General features: G+C 64.5%; 4 protein-coding genes. All 4 read left to right on the plus strand.

Going from position 1 to position 2,441, the window contains the following annotated elements:
• Nucleotides 1-135: 135 nt before the first annotated feature.
• The gene (locus EN906_RS30950; RefSeq protein WP_013528672.1) at nucleotides 136-477 is read left to right on the plus strand and encodes a hypothetical protein; all 342 of its coding nucleotides are present in this window, start codon (nucleotides 136-138) and stop codon (nucleotides 475-477) included.
• A 14-nt stretch (nucleotides 478-491) separates the two neighbouring features.
• On the plus strand, nucleotides 492-1,211 hold the full coding sequence (locus EN906_RS30955; RefSeq protein WP_127267185.1) for a phosphatase PAP2 family protein: 720 nt from the start codon (nucleotides 492-494) through the stop codon (nucleotides 1,209-1,211).
• Between the two features lie 245 nt (nucleotides 1,212-1,456).
• Nucleotides 1,457-1,735, plus strand: coding sequence for a helix-turn-helix transcriptional regulator (locus tag EN906_RS30960; protein ID WP_127267184.1), 279 nt, complete (start codon nucleotides 1,457-1,459; stop codon nucleotides 1,733-1,735).
• Between the two features lie 69 nt (nucleotides 1,736-1,804).
• Nucleotides 1,805-2,441: SulP family inorganic anion transporter (locus EN906_RS30965; RefSeq protein WP_245484365.1), on the plus strand; the 637-nt coding region annotated here is incomplete at its 3' end.

The raw sequence follows: 2,441 nt of genomic DNA on the forward strand, positions 1-2,441 counted from the left end.
ATGTTAGTACTTTGAGCTTCCGGCTTGCCATTGCCAAGGGCTTCGTTTGGTCGAGGTCGCTTGACGTCCCGGCGCGCTTGGGAAACAACGTCCGCGACGCACGCGGCGGGAGCCGCTCCGAGAGGGGACGAAACGTTGAGTTTTTCGGGATTGCTGCAGCTCGGCTTTTCGACGGTCATTTTCCTGCTGGCGGCGACAGCCGCCAAGCAATGGGGCCTTGCGCCGAGCCTTGGCAAGATAGCGCTGACGCTGGCGCTCTATTCGCTGGGCAATCTGATCATGCTGCGGCTGATCCGCGAATTCGGCATGTCGGTGTCGTTCAGCCTTTCCGCCGTCATCCAGCTGGTCTCCGTGAACGTCGTGGCGCTGGTCTTCTTCGGCGAGCGCGTCAATGCGCTGCAGGCGACCGGCATCATGCTGGCGATCGCAGCGGTGGCGCTGATCACGCTCGGACCCTATCTGCAAGGTCGGCTGTAACGGGCGAATTGCCGATGAAGAACGCCGCGAACGCTTTGCTCAACCGGGTCGAATTCCCGGTGCTGCTGGCCGGCCTGGTCATCGCCGCCGGCCTGTGGGGATTCGAGGAGCTGATGGAGATTGCGCGCGCCACCACGCCGCACGCCTTCGACACCGAGATCCTGCTCGCCTTCCGCCAGGCGGGGCGCCCTGACAGCCCGATCGGCCCGCTGTGGCTGCAAGGGGCGATGCGCGACATCACAAGTCTTGGCAGCGGCAGCGTGTTGGTGCTGATCGTGACGGCGGTAATCGTCTATCTCCTGCTTATCCGCAGGCCGGCGACCGCCCTTTTCATCTTCGTGGCGGTGGCCGGCGGTCAGGTGCTGTCGAGCCTGCTGAAAGCCGGCATCGACCGGCCGCGCCCCGAACTCGTCTCGCATCTCGTCAACGAAACGACGCTGTCTTTTCCGAGCGGCCACGCCATGCTGTCGGCCGTGACCTATCTGACGCTCGGCGCGCTGGCGGCACGCTTCCTGCCCGGTCGAACGACGAAGATCTATGTGCTGTCGCTGGCGGTGCTGACGACGCTGCTGGTCGGCATCAGCCGCATCTATCTTGGCGTCCACTGGCCATCGGATGTGCTTGCCGGCTGGTGCGCCGGCTTCGTCTGGGCGATGCTGTGCTGGCTCGCTGCCCGGGCGTGGCAGCGATGGCGCGGGCAGCGCCTGAACGGCGACAGCGAGACTGGAGACTAGATCAGCCGGTCGATCAGCCCGTGCCCGCAGCCCACCGACAGCAAGGCCGCCCAGGTCATGAAGGTCTTGAAGAATTCAACCGCGTTACCCCCTGCCTAGATGGACACCCTAGGCACAATCCCGGGAAGTATCTGAATGATCGGTCAGCCGCCCCTTTACGCCTCAGACGTTCATCCTAATGCTTGAAACATCACAATGATAGTATTATACCTTATTCCTGCAGACTCAGACGGGGATTCCGGCCGATGATCACTGCCGCGCAGATGCGCGCCGCAAGGGCGCTGGCCGGCATCGATCAGAAGACGCTCGCCGAGCGCGCCGGCGTTTCGCTTCCAACCATCCAGCGCATGGAGGCGAGCGATGGCGTGGTCAGGGGCGTGGTCGACACGCTGATGAAGGTCATCCAGGCTCTCGACGAGGCCGGGGTGGAGCTGATCGGCGAGAACCAGACCAGCGAGCGCGGCGGCCGGGGCGTGCGCCTCAAGGCTGCCGTGCCGCGGGATCCCAAGGCTGAGCCGGCATAAAGTCGCGACGGCGACCGCCGACAGCCCTGCCGACGATCCCGCCGCCTTTCAGGGTGCGAAAGGCAGTCCATGGATCAGACGCAGCGGGCAGTGCATCAACCGGCCCACAGGTCGGCCCATAGGCCGGTAAAACCGACATTTTCCGAATTGTTCACGCCGAAGCTGGTGACGGTCTGGCGCGAGGGCTACACGTTCGCCGACTTCAAGGCGGACGCCATTGCCGGGCTGACGGTCGCCATCGTCGCGCTGCCCTTGTCGATGGCGATCGCCATCGCCTCGGGCGTGACGCCCGAGCGCGGCCTCTACACCTCGATCGTCGGCGGCTTCATCATTTCGGCGCTCGGCGGCAGCCGCTTCCAGATCGGTGGTCCGGCCGGCGCCTTCATCGTGCTGGTGGCCGCGACGGTTGCCCGGGTCGGCATCGATGGACTGCTGTTGGCAACGATGATGGCAGGGGTCTTCCTGCTCGCCATGGGCTATCTCCGCCTCGGCACCTACATCAAGTTCATTCCCTATCCGGTGACGGTCGGCTTCACCGCCGGCATCGCCGTCATCATCTTTTCAGGACAGATCGTCGAACTGTTCGGGTTGAAGCTTGCCGGCAGGGAGCCGGGCCCGCTGGTGCCGAAGTTGATCGCGGTCGGTGAGGCGGCCGGCACCATCAATCTTGCGGCGACCTTCGTGGCGGTGGTGACCATCTTCCCCA

The sequence above is a fragment of the Mesorhizobium sp. M7A.F.Ca.CA.004.06.1.1 genome (assembly GCF_003999135.1).
Taxonomy (GTDB): Bacteria; Pseudomonadota; Alphaproteobacteria; order Rhizobiales; family Rhizobiaceae; genus Mesorhizobium.

What these genes read in the sequence shown, in the direction of transcription:
- EN906_RS30960 (WP_127267184.1), top strand. Translation starts at nt 1,457, where the DNA reads ATGATCACTGCCGCGCAGATGCGCGCCGCAAGGGCGCTGGCCGGCATC.
- EN906_RS30955 (WP_127267185.1), top strand. Translation starts at nt 492, where the DNA reads ATGAAGAACGCCGCGAACGCTTTGCTCAACCGGGTCGAATTCCCGGTG.